17 protein-coding genes are annotated in these 15,359 nt (G+C 67.2%); 10 read left to right on the top strand and 7 right to left on the bottom strand.

The annotated features are described in order from the left end of the window. Positions 1-9: 9 nt before the first annotated feature. Positions 10-594 (bottom strand): DUF2378 family protein, encoded by a 585-nt coding sequence (locus MEBOL_RS00865; RefSeq protein ID WP_245919338.1) that lies wholly within the window; start codon positions 592-594, stop codon positions 10-12. 171 nt (positions 595-765) lie between these two features. Here MEBOL_RS00865 and MEBOL_RS00860 point away from each other — a divergent pair, with 171 nt between their 5' ends. Continuing rightward, entirely contained in the window at positions 766-1,683 is a 918-nt protein-coding gene (locus tag MEBOL_RS00860; RefSeq protein WP_245919336.1) for a class I SAM-dependent methyltransferase, read from the top strand. Positions 1,684-1,689: 6 nt separating this feature from the next. Here MEBOL_RS00860 and MEBOL_RS00855 read toward each other — a convergent pair whose 3' ends face one another. Continuing rightward, positions 1,690-2,040 carry a PilZ domain-containing protein gene (locus MEBOL_RS00855; RefSeq protein ID WP_245919335.1) on the bottom strand — a complete coding sequence of 117 codons (351 nt, stop codon included), beginning with the start codon at positions 2,038-2,040 and terminating at the stop codon, positions 1,690-1,692. 149 nt (positions 2,041-2,189) lie between these two features. Between MEBOL_RS00855 and MEBOL_RS00850 the strand changes: the two genes are divergently transcribed. From MEBOL_RS00850 to MEBOL_RS00830, 5 genes are all read left to right on the top strand, one after another. Continuing rightward, positions 2,190-3,098 carry a tyrosine recombinase XerC gene (locus MEBOL_RS00850; protein ID WP_095975638.1) on the top strand — a complete coding sequence of 303 codons (909 nt, stop codon included), beginning with the start codon at positions 2,190-2,192 and terminating at the stop codon, positions 3,096-3,098. Positions 3,099-3,172: 74 nt separating this feature from the next. Beyond that, positions 3,173-3,700 carry an ATP-dependent protease subunit HslV gene (gene hslV / locus MEBOL_RS00845; protein ID WP_095975637.1) on the top strand — a complete coding sequence of 176 codons (528 nt, stop codon included), beginning with the start codon at positions 3,173-3,175 and terminating at the stop codon, positions 3,698-3,700. Positions 3,701-3,712: 12 nt separating this feature from the next. After that, positions 3,713-5,113 (top strand): ATP-dependent protease ATPase subunit HslU, encoded by a 1,401-nt coding sequence (hslU, locus tag MEBOL_RS00840; RefSeq protein WP_095975636.1) that lies wholly within the window; start codon positions 3,713-3,715, stop codon positions 5,111-5,113. 26 nt (positions 5,114-5,139) lie between these two features. Beyond that, positions 5,140-6,396 carry an aspartate aminotransferase family protein gene (locus tag MEBOL_RS00835; protein ID WP_095975635.1) on the top strand — a complete coding sequence of 419 codons (1,257 nt, stop codon included), beginning with the start codon at positions 5,140-5,142 and terminating at the stop codon, positions 6,394-6,396. A gap of 233 nt (positions 6,397-6,629) precedes the next feature. Then, entirely contained in the window at positions 6,630-7,289 is a 660-nt protein-coding gene (locus MEBOL_RS00830) for a hypothetical protein (RefSeq protein ID WP_095975634.1), read from the top strand. On the opposite strand, the gene MEBOL_RS00825 is transcribed toward MEBOL_RS00830, so the two are convergent. From MEBOL_RS00825 to MEBOL_RS00810, 4 genes are read right to left on the bottom strand one after another with little or no spacing between them, the layout of a single operon-like run. Further along, positions 7,267-8,220 (bottom strand): hypothetical protein, encoded by a 954-nt coding sequence (locus MEBOL_RS00825; protein WP_095975633.1) that lies wholly within the window; start codon positions 8,218-8,220, stop codon positions 7,267-7,269. The two genes, MEBOL_RS00830 and MEBOL_RS00825, sit on opposite strands and share 23 nt — an antisense overlap. 3 nt (positions 8,221-8,223) lie before the next feature. Then, positions 8,224-9,408, bottom strand: a complete 1,185-nt coding sequence (locus MEBOL_RS00820; protein ID WP_095975632.1) for an SDR family oxidoreductase — start codon at positions 9,406-9,408, stop codon at positions 8,224-8,226. Positions 9,409-9,444: 36 nt separating this feature from the next. Then, positions 9,445-10,041 carry a dephospho-CoA kinase gene (gene coaE / locus MEBOL_RS00815; RefSeq protein ID WP_095975631.1) on the bottom strand — a complete coding sequence of 199 codons (597 nt, stop codon included), beginning with the start codon at positions 10,039-10,041 and terminating at the stop codon, positions 9,445-9,447. A gap of 6 nt (positions 10,042-10,047) precedes the next feature. Continuing rightward, positions 10,048-10,512 (bottom strand): hypothetical protein, encoded by a 465-nt coding sequence (locus tag MEBOL_RS00810; protein WP_095975630.1) that lies wholly within the window; start codon positions 10,510-10,512, stop codon positions 10,048-10,050. 107 nt (positions 10,513-10,619) lie between these two features. Here MEBOL_RS00810 and MEBOL_RS00805 point away from each other — a divergent pair, with 107 nt between their 5' ends. From MEBOL_RS00805 to MEBOL_RS00790, 4 genes are all read left to right on the top strand, one after another. Then, on the top strand, positions 10,620-11,123 hold the full coding sequence (locus MEBOL_RS00805) for a cytochrome c3 family protein (RefSeq protein ID WP_095975629.1): 504 nt from the start codon (positions 10,620-10,622) through the stop codon (positions 11,121-11,123). Position 11,124: 1 nt separating this feature from the next. Then, the gene (gene yihA, locus MEBOL_RS00800) at positions 11,125-11,730 is read left to right on the top strand and encodes a ribosome biogenesis GTP-binding protein YihA/YsxC (RefSeq protein WP_095975628.1); all 606 of its coding nucleotides are present in this window, start codon (positions 11,125-11,127) and stop codon (positions 11,728-11,730) included. A gap of 370 nt (positions 11,731-12,100) precedes the next feature. Further along, entirely contained in the window at positions 12,101-12,886 is a 786-nt protein-coding gene (locus MEBOL_RS00795; RefSeq protein WP_095975627.1) for a hypothetical protein, read from the top strand. A gap of 23 nt (positions 12,887-12,909) precedes the next feature. Continuing rightward, positions 12,910-13,713, top strand: coding sequence for a hypothetical protein (locus MEBOL_RS00790; protein WP_095982488.1), 804 nt, complete (start codon positions 12,910-12,912; stop codon positions 13,711-13,713). A 147-nt stretch (positions 13,714-13,860) separates the two neighbouring features. Here the strand turns inward: MEBOL_RS00790 and MEBOL_RS00785 are convergent, their stop codons facing one another. Beyond that, positions 13,861-15,225, bottom strand: a complete 1,365-nt coding sequence (locus tag MEBOL_RS00785) for a serine/threonine protein kinase (RefSeq protein WP_095975626.1) — start codon at positions 15,223-15,225, stop codon at positions 13,861-13,863. Positions 15,226-15,359: the final 134 nt, after the last annotated feature.

Below are 15,359 nucleotides of genomic sequence, written 5' to 3'. Positions count from 1 at the left end.
CTCCGTGACTCACCACTCGATGAGGTAGTCCGCCTCGTCGAGTCCCAACCGGCGCACTTCCACGCGGCCCTGGCAGCCCACGCCCCGGAGCGCCGCCTCCAGCAGGCCCTGGTGGAACTCCACCGGCTGCATGTCGCCGGTGAAGCGCAGGCACAGCTTGCGCTCACCGAGCACCGTGCACTCGCGCCGGCCGTAGCTCACGGTGGTGGAGTAGGCCGTGGGCGCGTTGGAGAAGAGCCGCTTGGGGTCTCCCTTGCCGATGATGCTGGTCAGCGTCCGGCCCACGCCGGAGTCGAAGAAGCCTCCGACCGCCGCCGCGCCACAGGCCCGGATGGCCGCTTCTCTCGAACCGTATTGAGGCGAGAGTTGCTCGGCCGCCTTGAAGAGCACCTGGAGGAAGTCGCGAGCGGGGTAGGAGAAGAAGTCCACCAGCGGCTTCTTCGAGATGAGGGAGCGCAAGTCATTGGCGGCGGCATCGCCGTGGTGCTGCTTCACCAGCTTGAAGACCGCGTTGAAGATGAGACCCCTTACCGTTGCCGAATCCGGAGCGAGCCCCATCCGCTGCACACATTCCTGGTTGGTAAGCGATGGCATGGTCCGTTGATTCTGACACAATGATCCCTCCGGGTCCTCCGTTCGGGGACTGCGCGTGCGCCACAGGTAGGTACGACCGCCTTGAACCCGCTCACCCGCCGCTCTGCCGCCCCCTCGTTATCCGCACCGTTCGAAACCGCACTCTCCACGCTGTGTGCGTGGTTGGAGGAGTTGGAAAATTCCGAACGGATCGCAAACCCTCCCACGCCCGAGGACGCGGCGCGGCTCGGCACGCTGTTGCTCGAGGTCTGGCGCGCGGGGAGCACGCCGGACTCACCGGGCCTCGCGCGTGCCTCGCCGGAGCAGGAACGCTTCCGGGCCGAGGCCGGTCCTTTCTTCTGGAAGAGCGCGGTGCTGCGACGCTGCTGGGAGAAGCCCCGGGGCTACGCGGGAGACTTCCTGATGATGGAAGCCCTCTACCGGCGCGAGCCCGAGGGCGAGACGCACCTCGAGCGCTGGATGGACACGTGGGCGCTGGAGCTGCCGGGCTTCCAGGCGGTGCGCAATCGCCGGGATCAACTGAGCGCGCTGCTGCGCGAGGAGCACGCGCGCGGAGCCCGCCGGGTGATGAACGTGGCGTCCGGCTCGGCGCCCGAGCTCGTCGCGGTGGCGTGTGACATCTCCTTCGATGGCGTGACGCTGATGGACCAGGATCAGGGCGCGCTGGACTCGGCGCTCGGCCACTTCACGCGCGTGGGCGCGCTGCCCGCCACCCGGCACGAGGCCCTGCGGCTGTGGTGTGGCTCGGTGCTGGAGTTGCTGCGCAACCGCAGCGAGCTCGTCCCCGCCTCCCAGGACTTCATCTACTCCATCGGCCTCTATGACTACCTGACGGAGCGCTTCGCGCGGCGGCTCACCACGAAGCTCTGGGACGGACTGGCCCCGGGTGGCCGTCTGGTGCTGGGCAACTTCAACAGCCGCAACCCCATGCACTTCTTCACCGAGAGCGCGCTGGACTGGTATCTCATCTACCGGGAGCCGGAAGAACTCCTGCGGTTGCTGGATGGGCTGCCCGGCGTGCGCTCCACGGAGGTGTGGACCGAGGACACCGGGTGCCTGCACCTCCTGGTGGCGCGCAAGGAGGGGTAGCCGCGCTCAGAAGAGTTGTTCGGGCTCTTCCTGGGGGCCCGGGTCCTGGCTGGCGAGCTGGAGCAGGACGGATTCGTCGAGCAGCTGGGGCTCGAAGTTGACGGCCACGACGTACCACATGCCCACCGGGCGGACGCGCACCACCTGGATGACCTGGGTATGCCCTCCGATGGTGGGCAGGTGGACGGTGAACTGCTCGCCCACGCGCATCGTCACGGGGGTGACGAGCAGGCACCCGGAGCGGGAGATGTTGAAGATCTCTCCCGCGACCTCGCTCTCGCCCCGCAGGAATTGGATGCGCAGCCGCACCCGGTGACGGGGATGGCGACGCCGCTCGGGACCGCTCTGGCTGATCAAGGTGGCTCTCCTGGCATGAGGGGGCCGGACAGGGCGGCGCCCCGGCCCCAGTATAGTACCCGGAGTACGTCCTCGCGACCGGGCCCCGCATCCGTCTTCCTGGCGGAAGCTTGCGGGAGCCCGGGTGGCGTCTACGCTAGGGGCCACCCATGAGCACCGCCGCGCTGTCGCCCCTGTTGGAGAAGTTCCGGGTCCATCTCGTGGATGAGAAGGGCGCCAGTCCCCACACCGTGCGCAACTACTTCATCGACCTGGTGGACTTCGAGCGCTACCTGATCGAGCGGATGAAGCTGACCCTGTTGTCGGCCTCGCACGCGGCCATCCGGGGCTACCTGGGCACCCTCGCGGTGGAGCACGCCCCGGCGAGCCGCGCGCGCAAGCTCGCGAGCATCAAGAGCTTCTACAAGTACCTGGTGCGGCAGAAGCTCCTGCCCGGCAGTCCGGCCAAGCTCGTGAAGAGCCCCAAGCAGCCCAAGAAGCTGCCCAAGGTGCTGCCCGTGGACGAGCTGTTCGCCATCCTCGAGGTCCCCTCGACGGACACGGTGCTGGGGCTGAGGGACCGGGCCATCCTGGAAATCCTCTATGGCGGAGGCCTGCGCATCAGCGAGCTGTGCGGCATGAACCTGCTGGACGTGGACCACTCGGGGCGGATCATCCGGGTGATGGGCAAGGGCAGCAAGGAGCGCCTGTGCCCGGTGAACGCGCAGTCCATCCGCGCGCTCGAGGCGTACCTGGCGCGCCGGGGAGAGCTGCTCGCCGAGCCACGCGAGGGGCAGGATCCGGAGGCGGTGTTCCTCAACTACCGGGGGGGCCGGCTGACGCCGCGCAGCATCGCGAGGCACCTGGACGCGCACGTGCTGGCGTGCGCGCTGCAGCGCAAGGTGAGCCCGCACGCCCTGCGCCACTCGTTCGCCACGCACCTGCTCGGGGGCGGGGCGGACATTCGCAGCATCCAGGAATTGCTCGGCCACGCGAGCCTGTCCACGACCCAGCGCTATACCCACGTGAGCTGGGAACAGCTCCAGGCCGTCTACGACGCGGCGCACCCCCGGGCGTGAGGCGGCCAACAGCCATCGCGAAGTGCCGTGGGAGTCTCGTGGAAACGTCCGGGCGCGCTTGTTAAACCCCAGGGATGTTCCATGGCACCACCATCCTCTGTGTGCGCCGCGAGTCGAAGGTCGTCATCGCGGGCGACGGTCAGGTCAGTCTCGACAAGACCATCATGAAGAACACGGCGAAGAAGGTCCGCCGCATCGGCGACGGCTCCGTGCTCGCCGGTTTCGCGGGCAGCACCGCCGACGCCTTCACGCTCTTCGAGCGCTTCGAGGCCCGGCTCAAGGAGCACCAGAAGAACCTTGCCCGCGCGTGCGTGGAGCTGGGCAAGGACTGGCGCACCGACCGCTTCCTGCGCCGCCTGGAGGCGCTGCTCATCGTGGCCGACCGCGAGAAGACGTTCATCCTCTCCGGCGCGGGTGACGTCATCGAGCCGGACCACGGCATCGCCGCCGTGGGCAGCGGGGGCTCCTTCGCGTTGTCCGCCGCGCGGGCCCTCATGGCCCACACCCAGCTGTCCGCGCGCGAGGTGGCCACCCACTCCATGCAGATCGCCGCCGACATCTGCGTCTACACCAACTCCAACATCACCTACGAAGAGCTCTGAGGGAGCCCCGCCGTGAGCAACCCACGCAAGATCCCCGCCTTCACGCCTCGCGAAGTGGTGGGCGAGCTGGACCGCTACATCGTTGGCCAGAACGCCGCCAAGCGCGCCGTGGCCATCGCCCTGCGCAACCGCTGGCGCCGCCAGCAGGTCTCCGATGACCTGCGTGACGAAATCCACCCCAAGAACATCATCATGATCGGCCCCACGGGCGTGGGGAAGACGGAGATCGCCCGGCGGCTCGCGAAGCTCGCCCAGGCCCCCTTCGTCAAGGTGGAGGCCTCCAAGTTCACCGAGGTGGGTTACGTGGGCCGCGACGTCGAGTCCATGGTGCGCGACCTCGTGGAGTCCTCCATCGCGCTCGTGCGCGACGAGGAGCTGGAGAAGGTCCGCGAGCGCGCCCTCGAGCTCGCCGAGGACCGGCTCGCGCAGATCCTGTCAGGCAATGGCCCCGCCGCGCGTCCGTCAGGAGGCATGGGCTTCATGGCTCCTCCGCCGCCTCCTCCCGCCGTGCCCCGGCTTGGCGACGCCGATCGCGAGAAGCTGCGCGCCCGCCTGCGCGCCGGCACGCTCGATGATCAAGAGGTGGAGGTGGAGACGGCCGAGGGCGGCTCGCCCACCTTCATGCGCAACTTCTCCGGCCAGGGCATGGAGGAGATCGGCGTGAACCTGCAGGATCTCTTCAAGAACATGCCGGGCATGAACCGCTCGCGGCGGCGCAAGGTGCGCGCCCCCGAGGCCCTCAAGCTCATGGAGCAGGAGGAGTCCGCGCGGCTGGTGGACACCGATCGCGTCAACCGCGAGGCCATCGTCCGCGCGGAGACGAGCGGCATCATCTTCATCGACGAGATCGACAAGATCGCCAGCCGCGAGGGCGGGGGGAAGGGTGGCCCGGACGTGTCGCGCGAGGGCGTGCAGCGCGACATCCTGCCCATCGTCGAGGGCTCCACCGTCAACACCAAGTACGGCCAGGTGAAGACGGACCACATGCTCTTCATCGCCGCGGGCGCCTTCCACGTCTCCAAGCCGAGCGACCTCATCCCGGAGCTCCAGGGCCGCTTCCCCATCCGCGTGGAGCTCGAGCCGCTCAGCGGCGAGGACCTGGTGCGCATCCTGCGCGAGCCCCGAAATTCGCTCCTGCGTCAATACACCGCCCTGCTGGATACGGAGGGAGTGCGCCTGGATTTTTCCGATGATGCCGTCGCGGAGATCGCCCGCATCGCCCAGGACGTCAATGAGCGGACGGAAAACATCGGGGCCAGACGCTTGCACACGGTGCTCGAACGATTGCTCGACGAGGTATCATTCACGGCAAGTGAGCAGGGACCGAAGACCCTGCGCATCGATGCGGTCTACGTACGCGAGCGGCTCGCGTCCGTGGTGCAGGACGAAGATCTCTCGCGTTACATCCTCTAGTCGTATCCCCCCCAGGAGAATCCCCCATGTCGTCCCTGTCTTCCCTGAGCTCCCTCAAGGCGGATGCCGCGCCGCGAGGCTCCGCGTCCACGGCCAAGAACGAGCAGTGGATCGACAAGGCCAAGGCGCACCTGCTGCAGAACTACAAGCAGCAGCCCATCGTTCTGGAGCGCGGGCTGGGCTCGCGCGTGTGGGACGCGGATGGGCGCGAGTACCTGGACCTGCTCAGCGGTATCGCCACGTGCGGCCTGGGCCACTGCAACCCCGAGGTGGTGGCGGCGGTGCGCGGGCAGATCGACAAGCTGTGGCACGTGTCCAACGTCTTCTACTCGCAGCCGCAGATCGACCTGGCCGCCCGGCTCACCGCCGCGTCGGGCCTGCAGCGCGCCTTCTTCTGCAACTCGGGCGGAGAGGCCAACGAGGCGATGGTCAAGCTCGCGCGCAAGGTGCAGAAGGACCGGGGCCAGCCGGGCCGCTACGAGGTCATCTGCTTCGAGAACTCGTTCCATGGCCGCACGCTGGCCATGCTCACGGCCACCGGACAGCCGAAGTACCAGAAGGGCTTCGAGCCGCTGCCCGAGGGCTTCACCCACGTGCCCTACGGCGACATCGACGCCGTGCGCAAGGCGGTGAGCGAGCGCACCGCGGCCATCCTCGTGGAGCCCATCCAGGGCGAGGGCGGCGTGCGTCAGGCGCCCCAGGGCTTCCTCAAGGCCCTGCGGACCCTGTGCGACGAGCAGGGGCTGCTGCTGCTCGTGGATGAGATCCAGACCGGCATGGGCCGCACCGGAAAGGTCTTCGCCTACCAGCACGAGGGCATCCTCCCGGACGCCATCAGCCTGGCCAAGTCGCTCGGCAATGGCATGCCCATTGGCGCCATGCTGTGCACCGAGGAGGCCGGGAAGAGCCTGACGCCGGGCACCCACGGCTCCACCTTCGGCGGCAACCTGATCGCCGCCGTCGCGGCCAATGTCGTCGCCCGAAAGGTGAGCGAGCCGCAGTTGCTGCGCGACGTGGCGCAGAAGGGCGAGTTCTTCCTCGGCCGCCTGCGCGACCTGCAGGGCCGTCTGCCCACCGTCATCAAGGAGGTGCGCGGAATGGGCCTGCTCATCGGTGTGGAGCTCTTCCAGGACGCCGCCCCCATCATCGCGAAGTGCCGCGAGTTCGGCCTGCTCCTCAACGCCGCAGGCGAGAAGACGCTGCGCTTCGCCCCGGCCTACACCGTGTCTCACGACGATCTCGATCAGGGCGTCCGCCTGCTCGAGCGCGCCCTCAGGGCCTGAGTCCTCGCCTCACCGCCGCTCCGGCCGGGTGCCGCGCCTCCCACGAGGATGCGCCCCGCCGGGGGGCGCGTCGTCGCCGAACCCCGCGCTTATTCTCAGCCTGCAAAAATCCACCCGGGGCGTTGACGGACAGCCCTGTGAGGATCTAGGATTTTCAAAGGCCGTTGCGCTTTCCCGGTTTTTCTGTTCTCGGGCTTCGTTTCCCCCCAAGGCGCGGGGCAAGGGGGTGGCTTATGCAGAGCGATTCTTCGCAGTCCAGCGTGCCGCCGCAGGTGCTCGCCGCGTCCGCCCTGGGCGTGATGGCCGAGGCACCCGCGACTCCGTCCCAGGTGGAGGTGAGCGTCGTCCTGTTGGAGGACGAGGAGATGTTGCTGGCCGGGGAGACGGCGTCCATGCCGTCCATCACGGCCGACGTGCTGGCCTTCCTGGCCGAGTCCGAGGTGGCGGCCCGCGCCCCCGCGGAGGAGGAGCTTCCGCTCGAGGGGTCGCGCGAGGTGAGCACGCTGCTGGTGGGCGTGGAGGAACTGCTCGCGCTGGGAGATGTGACGAGCGCGTTGGAGCTGCTGCGCAAGGCCGAGGAGTGTGATCCGGCGGATGAGCGGCTGGCGGCGGCGCGCGGGCGGTGCGAGAACGCGCAGCGGGCCGCTCTGGAGGCGAGGCTGGGAGACACCCGGCAGGTGCCCCTGTTGAAGCTGCGCATGGCGGAGTTGATGAAGCTCAGCCTGGATGCACGCATGGGCTTCCTGCTGTCGCGCATCGACGGACTGCTGAGCTACGAGGCGCTCTTCTCCGTCTCGGGCATGTCCCGGTTGGAGACGATGCGCGTCCTGGTCCAGTTGTTGGACCAGGACGTCATCCTGACGCGGGGCGCTAACGGTACTCGAGAACTCTGAAGGCGTAGCTGCCCGGCTCCGCGCTTCCCGAGTAGAGATCCAGGTACACCGTGGTGCTCGAGTCCGCCCTGAACTCGATGAAGGCGTTTTGCGCGGTGCGGAATGGGTTCTTCACGTCCTCGCGGATGAAGGCGGCGAGCGCGGGGATGACGCGGCCGGAGGCGGTGTCGAACTCGATGCGGTAGATGGCGTTGAACACCACGGGGAAGGAGAAGAAGTCGTCGTCCTGCCCGTACTCGAAGCGGCCGGAGATCGTGGCGGGTGAGCCGCTGCCCGCGGGGCTCGGGGTGAAGGTGGTGGCCTCGGTGGTCGTGTCCCCATGGTCGTCCACCACGGGCGTCGCGAGGTTCAGGGTGTACCCACCGGTGCCCGCCGAGGGATCCTTCGGGGAGTGGCTCACGCGCACGTAGTAGGGCGCGCCGACGCGGGCCTTGAATCCGAGCGTCACCTTGGGTGAGCCATCCAGCGCCGTCAGCCAGACGCCCTGCTGATCGAAGACGTCCAGGCGAGGCAGGATCGAGCCCGTCCCGGGTTCCGCCGAGAGGGTGTAGACGTTGCGCGCGGCGCCGTCGATCCGGAAGAAGTCGTAGTCGCCCACGGGCTCGATGGTCCGCTCGGTGACCGGGGTGTTGGGCGCGAGCGGGAGCGCCCGGGCGATGCAGTCATCCGGCTCGGAGCCGTCGCCCGCGTGCTCGGGGCAGTTGGCCGCGGAGACGGGCTCGCACGAGCCATTGGGCCGGGGGATCGTGCCCTGCTTGCACAGACAGCTCGCGCGGCCGTTGTCGTTGAAGCAGGTGGTTTTATCCCCCTGGGTGCAGGGGTTGGGCTCGCAGGGATCCTTCACGACGGGAGGCTCGGTGGTGGCGAGACAACCGGCGCCGAGCAGGGCGGAGAGGCCCAGGAGGGGCAGAGTGGAGAGAACGTGGCGCATGGGTCAGCGGCTCCGCGGGGGCTCGGCGTCGGTGTCGTCCTCGGCGGAGGGCGGGGGACTCAGATCGAGGGGATCCTCCACCTCGGAGGAGCTCTCGCGGCGCCGGCGGTACTGCTCGCGCACGTAGGCCACGAGCTGCTCCAGGTAGGAGGCGAGGGGAGGGCAACGGATGCCGGTGCCGTCCAACAGCTCCAGGGTGTTGTGGCAGTTGTAGATGGCCAGGTGGTTGACGTAGCCGAGCGCGGCGCGCTGGGGCCGGGCGAGCTTCTCCAGCACGGGCAGGCGCAGCATCACATCCGCGGCCCGGGCCGAGAGGTTGAAGCGGGGCAGCTTCTTGTTCGACTGCTCGGCGATGCGCTCGTAGACGCGGCGGGCGCTCATGGGGTTGGGGTCCACCAGGTGGAAGGTGCGGCCCACGGCGCGAGGATCATGCGACAGCGCCCAGACGGCCTGCACCACGTAGTCCACGGGCACCACGTTGAGCGGGGCCACGCCGTTGCCGGGCAGGGGCAGGGGCATGACGAGCGGACTCGTCACCAGGAGGATGCCCAGGTAGTAGGGGCCCTCGAAGCGGTCGATCTCCCCGGTGCGCGAGTCGCCCACCACGCTGCACGGGCGGAAGATGGTGACGGGCAGGCTCGAGGCGGCGCGTTGGATGCGCTGCTCGGCGTGGAACTTCGTCTCCTCGTAGACGTTGCGGAAGGACTGGCCGCAGTCCAGCTCGTCCTCGGCGATGACGCCCAGCCGGTCGCCGGACACATGGCAGGTGGAGAAGTAGTTGAAGCGCTGGAGGTGCTCGCAGTCGCGCGCCAGCTCCAGCACGTTGCGCGTGCCATCCACGTTGACGCGCCAGGCCGTCTCCTTGGGCACGCCCAGGTAGAAGACCGCGGCCAGGTGGTAGATGTGCGTCACCCGCGCGCACAGCCGCTGGTACTCCTCGCCGGACAGGCCCAGGTGCATGTCCACGATGTCGCCGGTGAGCAGCTCCAGCGTGCCCCCCACCCCCTTGAGCCGGGTGGCCAGCTGCTGGGCCTCCTTGAAATGCTTGGGCTGCACCAGGGCGTAGACGTGGGCCTTGGGCTCCTCGCGGAGGATGTGCTCGACCAGCCGTTTGCCGATGAAGCCCGGGTAGCCGGTGATGAAGTACGTCCCGGCCTCGGCACGGGCTTCCTTGCGCGTGTCACTCATATGGGGCGGGGAGCATACAGTGGAACCCGCTCCGGCCTAGCTTCGCGCGAGCAGCTCTGTCCACACGGCGTGCACCTGCTCACGGGTGGACTCCGGGCTTCCCGAGTTGTCCACCACCCAGTGGGCGTGCGCGCGCTTGCCGTCCAGCGGCAACTGGGCGGCGAGCCTCGCCTCCGCGGCCTCCTCGGACAGGCCATCGCGCCGCATCAGCCGCTGTCGCTGGATGTCCCGGGGCACCCACACCAGCACCACCCCCTCCATCGTCTCGTGCAGCCCGCTCTCGATGAGCAGGGGCACGTCATAGAGGAGGCGCTTCACCCCCGACTCGGCGAGCGCCTGGGTGCGTTGCAGGAAGCGCTCGCGGATGAGCGGATGGAGCAGCGCGTTGAGCGCGGCGCGCTCGGCCGGGTCCCCGAAGATGCGCGTGCCCAGCTTCGCCCGGTCCAGCTGGCCATCGGGCCCCACCACGCCGGGAAAGCGCTTCGCCACCGCCGCGAGCCCGGGCGTGCCCGGCTCCACCACCTCGCGCGCGAGCACGTCCGCGTCCAGCACCTCGGCGCCCTGCTCGCGGAACATCCGGCTCGCGGTGCTCTTGCCCGAGGCGATGCCGCCCGTCAGTCCGTAGATCTTCACCCGGGCCTACTTCGTGCTCTGAGCGGTGAAGGTGAGCGACTGCACCGTCTTGCCGTCCGCGTTGAGGAACACGGCCAGCCCCAGCCGGGCATAGAAGAGGTAGGTGCGGAACTCGTCCGTGATCTTCTTCTGGTAGCAGGCGCTGGCGGGCGCCTTGCCCGGAGGGCAGGGCGGACCGTAGGTGCTCTCCACCGACTCCTTGTCCACGACGGGGCCGGGGAAGACCGAGATGCGCTCGACCTGCTGGGTGCCCGGATCCACGGTGAACTGCACCTGCTGGGTGCCCGGGATGGCCTTCTGGTCGAAGTAGGCGATGATCTCCTTGCCACCCTGGGTGATGGTGCGGGAGGGCTCTCCGAATTTCTTGATGACACTGTCACGCCGAGCCTGTCCGGGTTCGATGCCCTGCCAGGGTTTGGCCACCACGGGCGCGGCGGCGAGGAGCACGGCGACGAGGGTGAGGGTCTTCATGCCCCCAGGATGTAGCGGATTCGTTCGTGTCGGCTCAAGCGCTCCCTGGCTTGTGTTTCCTACCCGCGCCTTGCTCCCCCCACATGCGTCTGCTAGTGACCGGACCGATGCGTGCTCACGGTCCCTCGCTCCTGTCCCTCGTGTTCGCCCTCGGCCTGTGCGGTGCCGCCGGGGCGGCGGATCTCCTCGGCCCGGAGAGCTGCAAGGGCTGCCACCCGGCGGCTTATGACGCCTGGATGCAGTCCAAGCATGCGCGGGCCGGCGATTCGCTCAGCCCGGCCCAGCAGAAGGACGCCCGCTGCCTGTCCTGCCATGCGCCGGACCAGGCCTCCCAGGGCGTGTCGCATGTCACGTGCGAGACGTGCCACGGCGCCGGTCAGTACTACTCGCCTTCCTACGTGATGAAGGACGCGGAGCTGGCGCGGCTGGTGGGCCTCGTGGACCCCTCGGAGAAGGCGTGCCGCACCTGCCACGACGCTTCTTCTCCGTCGCTCAAGCCCTTCAACTTCGTCGAGTCCCTCAAGGCCATCGACCACTGGTCCGCCGAGCGGGCCGGCAACAAGAACCCTCGCGCGGAGAGTCCCCCGCCCGAGGCCTCCAAGAAGAAATAGCGTGATCAAGATTCTCGACGCCCGCTTCCTCACCACGGCGGTGGAGCCCAAGGGCTACCCCACCAGCCTCGCCCCGGAGATCGCCTTCGTGGGCCGCTCCAACGTGGGCAAGTCGTCCATGATCAACGCCCTCACGGGCCGCAAGAAGCTCGTGCGCGTGTCGAACACCCCCGGACGCACCCGGACGCTCAACTTCTTCGACGTGGACGTGGAGCGCGACGGCAAGCCGCACCTGGTGCGCTTCTGCGACCTGCCTGGCTACGGCTTCGCCAAGGTGAGCAAGAGCGAGCGCGCCGAGTGGCAGTCGATGATCACCACCTACCTGGAGAAGCGCCGGGACCTGAAGGTCGTGGTGAGCATCATCGACTCCGAGGTGGGACCCACCCCGGACGACTTCCAGACGCTCGACTACTTGCAGAACTACCGGCGCATCCTGGTGGTGGCCACGAAGATCGACCGGCTGCCCAAGGCGAAGCGCAAGCCCCGGATCGCGGCGCTCGCCGAGCAGTTGTCCCTGCCGCGCGAGGCGGTGTTGTCCTTCTCGGCCACGGAGAAGCTGGGCCTGGACGAGGTGTGGGACGCGTTGCTGGGCAGTTTGAAGGGCTGAATCCGCGGGGGGAGCCCGTTCCGCGAACGCGAAGCGGGCGCGAGTGACGGCGATGCACGGGGTGGAGCGGGGGTCGCCCCACGGGCGGTGGCAAAAACAGGGAAATGCCGTGAGTGCATTCGTCGAATGTTCATCCAGGCTTCGGGCCATGCGTTCTTGGTCGCTCCTGTTCCTCACGTGGGTACTTGCAGGTTGCGCCATGACGCCAATCAAGCAGGTTCCTCCCACATGCGACTCGGGCGTGCGACGGTTCAATCCGTCCATGTCCCCTCGGATGCCGCAAATCCTACTGACCATGGGAGCGGGTGGGGATTCCTCCACTCCGGCTGGGCCGGGCTATCATGTCCCCGGCCGGAAGCCTGACTCGGAGATGCCCTGGGCATTCTTCCTCGGTAATGCCGCGCACCGGCTGATTGGGTATATGTACGGCCTGAACTACCCACAGAATCGTGTCTTTTACAACACCAGGACAATCTCCGAAGTTCTAGCGGATAGAGGGATTGGGGACCCGTCGCGGCTCCTCAAGAACGAGCGTAACCTACGCCCGGACATCATTGATCTCTCCAGTCGGAATCTTTTCGAGATCAAACCTTGGAATGACCAGGGTTTAAGGGAGGGCCGCCAGGAGGCACAAGCATACCTGGCTGCACTCAACAGGTCTGTCTTGATCGGCGGTACCTTCAACGCGGGCACGGATTTCCGAGGAGAGATCCTGATTCGTTTCGCACGGGGGCAATACATCTGGCGTCTGGAGTGGCAGACCACGGAGCCAGGAGTAGTCCAGTACCGTTGGACCCGCAGCAGGCAACGTTTTGAGTTCGAGGCGGCGGCGTATGAAGCGGGGCAGTGGGTGGAACTCACTGAACAGGAGATGCGGGAGTACGGCGGTTGGGTGGGACAAGCTGTGGAAGGGATGATCAGTCGACGCGAACAGCTCGCTATCATTAGTGGGGCTGTTGGCATCGTTATCGAAGTCATGGGCAACGCCGCGACGGGCTTCTTTTCGGGAGTGCTCCTTGGCCGGATGGGTTCTGAAATTCACCATCCCCCCGCTCAAGGAGGTGGACAGGTCATCCCATTCCCAGCGCGACCACCACCCGCCCCTCCTTCGGCGCAGGTGCCCGCCGCCGCGGGTATGTCCCTTCCTCGAAGATGATCCGCTTTGAATGGACGCGCTCCATGGTGCCTGAACAGATGTCTTCTCTTCAAATGCCGTCCTTCCTTCATGGCATGTACTCCACGGTTCGCCAGAAGACGCGGAAGGAGGGAAAGCGGTGCGGCGAGCAGTATCTCAAGAACAGTTCTTTCCCTTCTCCACATCAGATGCTGGAAGTACCCCTCGGAGAAGTGGTGATGGTTCACGAGGTAGCCGACTTTCATCACGAGCGCCCAGCTTGGCGGCTGTATCTGGCGTCGGATGTCATGAGCGGATTGTATGAATCCTTGGACTGGCAGAATGTGTTTCCCGTGAGGGATGCGTATGAGGCGTTTTGTCGGGAAACGGCTTGGGGCGCACTGTACTTCGCGACTTCGCCAACTGGCCCGGTGAGCGCGGCGCGCACGGCACTTCGCCTCCAGGCGGTGCTCCGCTTCTGGGAACCCCTCCGGTCCGCGCGCTACCTCTTCAATACATTCGATGCCGAGCTCACTCTCGAGGAACTGTTAAGCGCTTCATGTGATTGGGCCATGGATGCGTGGTGCCCAGCGGGAGAGGCCTCGGTCCACAAGAGACTGGAAATGGCTGTGAAACGGATGGCGCGAGCGACGCGGGAAGACAGCATCGAAGCAATCCTCCGACAGATGCCTCGTGTCCTCTCCTTCGCGCGTGGACTAAAACACCGGGATGTGGTCGCCGATCCGGCATTTCAGCGTCAGCGACTCACGGCGCTCGACCCGCTAGCCTTTGAGCATGTGTCCGGTGCTTGTACGGCGGATCTGCTTGAGAAATTGTATGACTGGGATAGACAGCTCGGGAAGCAATAAATGCAAGACGACTATCCCTGCCCGTGAGGTGAGCCTGCCCCTGTCGTTCCTGCTGGACTTGGCATGTTCCTATGAAGGCGTGTGTGATGGCGGTGCTGCTTTGTTCCGGGTGGAGAAGAAGCGCGGAGGCCTTGCCCAGAGGGCGAGTCATCGAGTCTCGGGCGCCCCTCCATCCACGCTGACCGGAACGGAGCGCGGGGCCGCCACGGGCAGGAGGCACATGTCCTCGTGAGCCACGGCCTGGGGTGGACAGCGCGGAGGTTGATGCTTCAGGGGGAGCCAACATGCTCCGGAGAATTCCAACTCGAATTCCGCCGTACACGGTGCGTGCTTCTGATTGGGAACCGGGCGGGGCTCTGCCTTGGGGCGGGGCGGTGTGGGCCCGACTCGCGCATCGGTCGTCCGCTCCTCGGCCAGAATGGGAGGTATCGGGGTGTCTCGCGAGGAGAGCGCGCCAGGCAGGAGCAACCACAGTACCGCCGCCGCGAGTCCGAGCCGCCACGGCCAGTCGCCTCGCCGCTTCCGTGTCCCGGGTATAGGGGAAGGGGGCTCCGTCCAGGACAACCGGGGGCGTTCGGGTCGGTGGATACGTCCCGTTTCCGCCTCCTCCCGGTCGAAGAGACAGCTGTCCCACTCCACTCCGGACTGGGTCGCCGCCAGAGCCTCGTGGACGGCCTTGCCGCTCGGGTAGCGAGCCTGAGGCGTCTTCGCCAGCAGGCGGACGATGACCTCGCTGAGCGCCCGAGGCACCCGAGGATTCACCTCCACGGGAGCTGGCGGCGCCTGATGGACGATGGCGTACTGCAGCAGGTCTGGCGGTAGGCGCTCGGGGAAGGGGTAATGCCCGGTCACGGCCCGGTAGAGACAGACACCGAGGGCGTAGAGGTCATCCGTGGGGTGGAAGACGTAGTGCTCGCCGGGGCGCTCAGGGCTTTTCCAGAGGAAGCGGATGGCTTCGGGACTGAGCAGGTGCAACGTCCCTGGCGGCAGGGGGCCGGTGGTGAGCGGAACGGCGCCCTCGTACCAACCCACGCCGAAGTCGAGCAGGACGGGCTCCCCGTCGGTCTCGCGAATGATGATGTGCTCGGGCTTGAGGTCGCGATGGAGCACGCCCCGGGCGTGTAATTCGTCCAGGGTGAGCGCCACCTTGCCGCCGACCTCGGCGAGCCGCCGGAACGTGATGTCCCCTGTTTCGGCCCACAGGTGAAGAGGGAGGCCGGGCACCCAGTCCATGAGGAAACCGAGGACGTCATGGCGAGGGTGGGGCCAGCGGGCACAGCCGTGGAAGCGAGCCACGCCCGGGTGCACGGCCCGGGTCATCATCAGGGCGACCTCGCGCTCGGCCCGCGCATCCTGGGGATACAGCGCGAGCTTGAGGGCATAGAAGTCGCCGGGGTGCTCCATGTCCTCCACGCGGTAGACCGCGCCCTGGCCGCCGATGCCCAGACGCTCCACCACGCGCCAGCGGCCCACCTGGGTTCCCGGCTCCAGTTCACTTGGGCGCGTGAGCATTTCAGGGCCTTCCTCGCCAAGCCGTGAGACGCGGTGTCCATAACACGAAGACTCGCATCGGGACTGGCTCATGAAAGGGGGTCGCCGTATCGGAGGTCCTGGGTATGTATTGGATTGGATGACCCAAGAGAAAG

It is taken from the genome of Melittangium boletus DSM 14713, from assembly GCF_002305855.1.
Taxonomy (GTDB): Bacteria; Myxococcota; Myxococcia; order Myxococcales; family Myxococcaceae; genus Cystobacter; species Cystobacter boletus.
The sequence above is the reverse complement of the archived record's forward strand: the minus strand, read 5'-3'. Positions and strand labels throughout refer to the sequence as shown.

Excerpts from the sequence above, each read along its gene's own strand:
- MEBOL_RS00790 (WP_095982488.1), top strand. The coding sequence starts at position 12,910 with ATGGTGCCTGAACAGATGTCTTCTCTTCAAATGCCGTCCTTCCTTCAT.
- hslV (WP_095975637.1), top strand. The coding sequence starts at position 3,173 with ATGTTCCATGGCACCACCATCCTCTGTGTGCGCCGCGAGTCGAAGGTC.
- MEBOL_RS00850 (WP_095975638.1), top strand. The coding sequence starts at position 2,190 with ATGAGCACCGCCGCGCTGTCGCCCCTGTTGGAGAAGTTCCGGGTCCAT.
- MEBOL_RS00795 (WP_095975627.1), top strand. The coding sequence starts at position 12,101 with ATGCCCTGGGCATTCTTCCTCGGTAATGCCGCGCACCGGCTGATTGGG.
- MEBOL_RS00830 (WP_095975634.1), top strand. The coding sequence starts at position 6,630 with ATGCAGAGCGATTCTTCGCAGTCCAGCGTGCCGCCGCAGGTGCTCGCC.
- MEBOL_RS00865 (WP_245919338.1), bottom strand. The coding sequence starts at position 594 with ATGCCATCGCTTACCAACCAGGAATGTGTGCAGCGGATGGGGCTCGCT.
- MEBOL_RS00825 (WP_095975633.1), bottom strand. The coding sequence starts at position 8,220 with ATGCGCCACGTTCTCTCCACTCTGCCCCTCCTGGGCCTCTCCGCCCTG.
- MEBOL_RS00835 (WP_095975635.1), top strand. The coding sequence starts at position 5,140 with ATGTCGTCCCTGTCTTCCCTGAGCTCCCTCAAGGCGGATGCCGCGCCG.
- MEBOL_RS00785 (WP_095975626.1), bottom strand. The coding sequence starts at position 15,225 with ATGCTCACGCGCCCAAGTGAACTGGAGCCGGGAACCCAGGTGGGCCGC.
- MEBOL_RS00810 (WP_095975630.1), bottom strand. The coding sequence starts at position 10,512 with ATGAAGACCCTCACCCTCGTCGCCGTGCTCCTCGCCGCCGCGCCCGTG.
- MEBOL_RS00805 (WP_095975629.1), top strand. The coding sequence starts at position 10,620 with ATGCGTGCTCACGGTCCCTCGCTCCTGTCCCTCGTGTTCGCCCTCGGC.
- MEBOL_RS00820 (WP_095975632.1), bottom strand. The coding sequence starts at position 9,408 with ATGAGTGACACGCGCAAGGAAGCCCGTGCCGAGGCCGGGACGTACTTC.